At 69.1% G+C, this 5,112-nt stretch carries 7 protein-coding genes; all 7 read right to left on the bottom strand.

Translation table 11 applies throughout. From position 1 onward, the window contains the following. Positions 1–624 (bottom strand): hypothetical protein (locus tag HR086_RS44530; protein WP_174468679.1); only part of this gene is annotated, 624 nt, incomplete at its 3' end. A 127-nt stretch (positions 625–751) separates the two neighbouring features. After that, on the bottom strand, positions 752–964 hold the full coding sequence (locus HR086_RS44535; RefSeq protein ID WP_174468680.1) for a hypothetical protein: 213 nt from the start codon (positions 962–964) through the stop codon (positions 752–754). Next, entirely contained in the window at positions 961–1,437 is a 477-nt protein-coding gene (locus HR086_RS44540) for a hypothetical protein (RefSeq protein WP_174468681.1), read from the bottom strand. Before HR086_RS44540 ends, HR086_RS44535 begins: the two co-directional genes overlap by 4 nt. Beyond that, entirely contained in the window at positions 1,430–3,055 is a 1,626-nt protein-coding gene (locus HR086_RS44545; protein WP_174468682.1) for a hypothetical protein, read from the bottom strand. Before HR086_RS44545 ends, HR086_RS44540 begins: the two co-directional genes overlap by 8 nt. Positions 3,056–3,134: 79 nt before the next feature. Continuing rightward, on the bottom strand, positions 3,135–4,127 hold the full coding sequence (locus HR086_RS44550; RefSeq protein WP_174468683.1) for a hypothetical protein: 993 nt from the start codon (positions 4,125–4,127) through the stop codon (positions 3,135–3,137). Between the two features lie 183 nt (positions 4,128–4,310). After that, positions 4,311–4,631, bottom strand: a complete 321-nt coding sequence (locus tag HR086_RS44555) for a hypothetical protein (protein WP_174468684.1) — start codon at positions 4,629–4,631, stop codon at positions 4,311–4,313. A 92-nt stretch (positions 4,632–4,723) separates the two neighbouring features. Then, positions 4,724–4,999, bottom strand: coding sequence for a hypothetical protein (locus HR086_RS44560; protein ID WP_174468685.1), 276 nt, complete (start codon positions 4,997–4,999; stop codon positions 4,724–4,726). Positions 5,000–5,112 lie beyond the last annotated feature (113 nt).

Consider the following 5,112-nt stretch of genomic DNA (forward strand, 5'->3'; position numbering starts at 1 on the left):
GGGCATGGGGGACTCTGCCGGCTCCTGCTGCCGAACGGGGAGGGTAGCGGGCACGGCGTACAGCTCCGGGCGCCAGACGCCGTCCCGGGCCAGACGCACGCGCTCGCGCAGCTCGGGCACAAGCTCGCGGTCCACGCGCGAGAGGCGTGGAGCTGGCGCAGCCGTCAGCGGCTCGAACACCATCACCTCCTCGAGCCACCATGCGACGGTGCCCCGGCACGGAGCGCCCCGGTGCCACCACCACGGGTCGGAGGTGCACCGGGAGTCGTTGCCTACGGTGGAGACTTCCGCCAGGCGCGCCAGGGCAACGTATGCGCCAGCGGGTAGGACGTCTCCGGCAGGAGCCTCCAGGTCGTGGGCCTTGCGCAGCCACGCCACCCCTGCAGCGTCGTAGTCACGGGTGGCGTAGATGGCGAGCCAGCACCCCAGGACCTCCGGAGACGGGTGAAGGGGGTGCCGACGCTCGGGCACGCCCTGGCGCGCGGGCTCCACGTCGTGGACGAAGACGCTCCACATCCCGTGGTGCGTGAGGGCCCACGTCCAAGGCCGCACGAGGGGAAGGTGGAACACCTCGGTGCCGGCGTGCGTGTAGCGGTAGGGGCCGGCCAGTGGAATGACATTCACGGCCTGAAGTCCTCCGGACGGACGGGGCACGGTGCCTCGGTGGTGGACTGGTGCGCGAGCCATCGCTGGACCGCCACTGCCAGGACGCCGGCAGCGGCACCGGCCAGGGCCGCCAGGAGAAGTGCCCTCATCGGACAGCCCCAGGTGGACGTTCACCTTCGCGAAGCCGGAGGGCCCAGCCCTCGCCGTACCGCTCGCACTCGCGCGTGCCCTCCGTCATGAAGAGCTTCGGGGCTTCCTTCCGGGCCCGCCACAGGGCATTGCTGGGCTTCGCCGTCAGCTCGCCGAGGACGTCCCCTGCGGCGGACAGGATGGTGACCTGGATGGGCTTGGCGATCATCGCGACGTTCCTGTCGTCCCGGCTGGAAGCAGGGGAGGCATGGCCCCTGTGCGGTACGCCTCGTTCACAGCGGGCAGGGCGAGCTGTCCCACCGTCTGCCCGGTGGGCGTGACGATGTGGGCCAGAAAGGCTTCCTCGAAAGTCTCCACCTGGCTCTCCACGGACACGAACTTGGCCTTGATGGTGAGGAGCAGGCACCGCCACTTCTCGCGGCAGGCCTGCTCCATCGCACGGGTGACCTCGTCGTTCTTCCGAGTCTTCCACGGGCGGCGTGGGTCCTTGAGGAAGGACTCCCGGGCGGGCAGGGGCATGCGGAAGCGCACCCTCCGGTCATTCACCTCGAAGACGACAACAGCGAGCCCCGGCTCTTCGCCAACGATTCTCCGAAGCGCGCCATGGGCTCCGAGCAGCGCATCGATCTCCATCTTCGACTTGATGACGGGCACCTTGGTGCCAGAGGCATGGCTACCCACGGGGAACTCCCTCCGTCGCGGCCTTAAGGATGGCGATGGCGTCGCGGCTGCTTCCGCCGTGGAGCGCCGCGAGTGCCTTCTGGGCCAGCTCGGCCACTGCGCGGTGCCGAGCGGCGACGAGGGCATCCGCTCTCATCACCTGGACGGGGCCGGCAGTGTGGCCCACCTGGGTGGCGACGCCTTTCGAGGCGGCGTCCTCCACCGCCTCGTGGGCCGCGCGCATCTGGTGCAGCAGCTCCTGCGGCACCTCTCGTTGCTTCGACTCGGCCAACGCGCGAGCGAGTTCCTTGGCGACCATCAGCCACCAGAAGTGCGGAGTTGCGGCATCCGCTACAACCCACGGCCCCGGGTATGAATGCCGGGTCAGAAGGGTGCCATCCTCAAGCAGTCGGGCGCAGATTTTGCCCCTCCACACCACCTCGGGCGCGGCGGGATCGGGCTGCTGGCCGTCGAGCGTCTCGACCACGCGCCGAGTGGCGTGGTCCATGGCGTGGCTCCCGTGCTGGGGCGCCAGCAGCTTCACCACATCGAAGTCAGGGCCCGTCGCCATGTCGACGCCGACCCAAAGCGCCGGCCCCTCTGGCACGGGCGTCGGCTGGCCGGAGCGTGGACCGGGAACGGGAGCGGGTGTGGAGTCGACGGGGTTCCTGGCGAGGAGGAGCGGCGCAGAACGCTCCGGAGGGGCCGGAGGGTTGGGCAGGCGGCGAAGTACCTCGTCAGCGCCCCGAATCATTAGACGGCAATCGCTTGCGCTGACACCTCCGTCCGAAACGAGCTCGTTGCGATACTCCTGCACCACGCGCTCGAAGTCGGCGAGGGTGAGTGCGGCTGATGGCGTCGGCTCGCCTGCTGGCCCAGACGTGTCGCGTAGCGTGCGCACAGCCTGCACTGCCTCCTCGCCCAGCTCCGTCGCAGCGTCACCCACGTGGGAGCCCGTGCGCGCCATCTCCAGCACGCGCTTGAGGTCTGCCGTCACGTTGTCGTGCGTGCCCTTCGCGGCGTCGTAGGCGATACGGAGGGCAGCCACAGCTTCCTTCAACTCGGCGTGTGCGCGAGCCACGCGGCCATCGGCCACGCGCTCGACAAACCCCAGGGCAGACAGCGCTCGCCCCACGGCCTCCAACAGCGCTGCTGGGGTGGGCGTGGGCTGGGCCGTCCCGTGCAGGATTCTCTCGAGCCGGTCGACGCGCGCGTGGTGCCCCTCGGCATCGCCCCTGTCCTGGCCGCGCAACCACCCGACTTCGTCGCGCAGCACGACCGTCAACAGTTCTACGCGTGCCTCGGCGGCCTTGGCCCTGGAGCGCCAGCCGTCCATGTTGGCGCCGACCACGGCGTTGTCCCTCTCCAGCGTTTCGACGCGCTCACGCGCCTGGGCCACATCCTGCCGGGCGGCGTCGCGCTCGGCCGCCAGCGCGTCAATCTGGGCGCCACGTTCCACGGCAAGGTTTCCGAGTGCGACAACCTTCTCCTCCAGCCCCGGCACTCTGGCGGCCTCGACTGTCAGCGCGTCGATGTGGCCAGCGACGCGCGCCACTTCGTCGTTGACGTCCCCGCTCAGCGATTCCATCGCCTCCTCCAACTCCTCCTTAGTCAGCAACCGTGCTTCGCACGTCGACATGGGCACACCTCGGGTACAGCGAGAGATGCGCGGGCGGCCCGAGCTGCACCGCCCGCGTGAAAGGACTGCGTCAGTCGGCTCAGCGAAACAGCGCCGTCCAGAGTGAGTCGCACTTCAGTTGGAGGGCCTGGACGTGCTTCTCCGGGTCGGCTCCTTCGCGGAAGGCGGTGGTGCAGTGGGGCCGCCAGCGCTCGTCGAACTTGCCGAGCATGGTGTCGTAGCTCCAGACACCGCCCCACCGTCGCTCAATCTCCTCGTCGGACTTATCCGGGTGACTGTGGCGACTCCCCTTGCCCGCGCACTGCTGCGCGCCTCGCCACCGGACGCACTGGAAGAGAGAGTCTGCCCAGGCCGTGGACCCGCCCATGTTGTTGATGCACTGCTGGGTCTTGTCCCAGCACGCGTCCAGTGCCTTCCGCGGAATCCCATCCACATCCGGAGGCCGCTGTGTCGCGCGTCCGGTGGTGATGGCCTTGGGCCGGGCGCGCAGCTTGGCCTGCAGCGCGGCCTCCTGGAGCGCTGCGGTGGGCGGCCCTGGGCTGGCTTCGTCGAGCAACGCCCGATTGAAGTTCTCCGCCGTCGCGGGCTTCCAGTTGTGCCAGACAGCACGCGCGTTGATGGCGTCGATGACCTCCTGTGCGTCACCTTCAACCGACACCGTTCTGCACGCGTCGCGCTCCCGGCGCTGCATATCGTTGAGGAAGTCCTCGTTCGCTTTGCGCGACCTCATCAACCCATCGGCGGTCTTGGTCGGTGCCTTCTGAAACAGGTAACAGGAGCGCATGCTCCGCTCGTAGGCGCATTGCCACTGGAGGTCCGTCATCCGCTTGGCGGATGCCAGCGTCTCCTCGTGCAACCCCTTGGGGTCCGTGAGGGCGGCGAGCACTAGCCCCTCGCAGACCTGCCACGTCACCTTGTCGGCGGATTGCGGTGGCAGGACCCGCACAGCCCAGGTGGGGCGCTCGGACCCAGCAGCGTAGATGGTCGGCCCGGGGGCTGTCGGGAGGATGCGCCTCGACTTCGTGCGCGCCACCTGCTGCCCCGAGTGGCCGGGCTGGCCGGGCTGTCGCACCCCTCCATGGGATGGCGTCAATACCTGGGTGCCGGGAGGGCGAAGGACCGGTGTCGGCCCGTCATAGGACAGGGACTTCGAGGTCGCTGGGTCGGATGCGCATGCAGCGGCGAGCACGGACACAGCCATGGTCATCAACAGGTGTCTCATCGTCGGCTCTCAATTCTCGGAGTCGCGGGAGGACTACGGGACGGAGGCGTCGGCGGAGACGTCGCCAGCGTCTTCGGGCATGGACGCAGTGGGCTCCGTGCTCGCGGAAAGCACGGCGGGCGCGGGCGTGCAGGCCGCGACCACGGCGGGCCCCACCACACCAGGATGGGCGCAGACACCCGCGCACAACGGGGCGTCCACCGGGTCAGTGAGTCGGGCACGGCAGGCGTTGCACGGCCCGTTCGCCTCCTCCAATTCATCCTGGAGTGCCGCGCACCGGCGCTGGGCCAACGTGGCGCATCCGGCGGAGAGGGGCATCAACACCGTCAACAGCAAGCACGATATGAGTTTCATTGCAGGGGGATCTCTGGGCGTAGGGGTGACGTGCCCGCCGTCCGAGACAGTCGGACCGGGCTGGTGCTCGTGCGTGCTGTTGGGGAGTGCTGCTACGGCTGCGACTGCTGGACCTTGCAACTCGCAAGGGACTTCTTCGCGGCGGTCTGCTCAGTCAGCGCCGCCATGACGGCGGCATGGGCCCGCTCCGCGTCGGCGCTGGAGGGGTCGCTCTCGTGGGCCCGGTTAGACCAGGTCGTGGCCTCGCGGACCTTCTGGTTCGCCTCCTCCACGCGGGTGCTCTCGGAGCTACAAGGCGTCTCGGTGCGGATGGAGCTGTCGGTGCACGCCACCGTGGACAGCAACAACAGCAGGCACGTCTTCTTCATGTGGACCTCGGAGTACTTCGGGGTGGAGTCCGCCGAGCCGGAGCCGAACCGGCCCGCCCTGGTGCTCGCGCCTGGTGCCGTCGCGGTGAAGGACTACGGGAAATACGCGGCGC

The organism is Myxococcus sp. CA039A (genome assembly GCF_013336645.1).
GTDB lineage: Bacteria > Myxococcota > Myxococcia > Myxococcales > Myxococcaceae > Myxococcus > Myxococcus llanfairpwllgwyngyllgogerychwyrndrobwllllantysiliogogogochensis.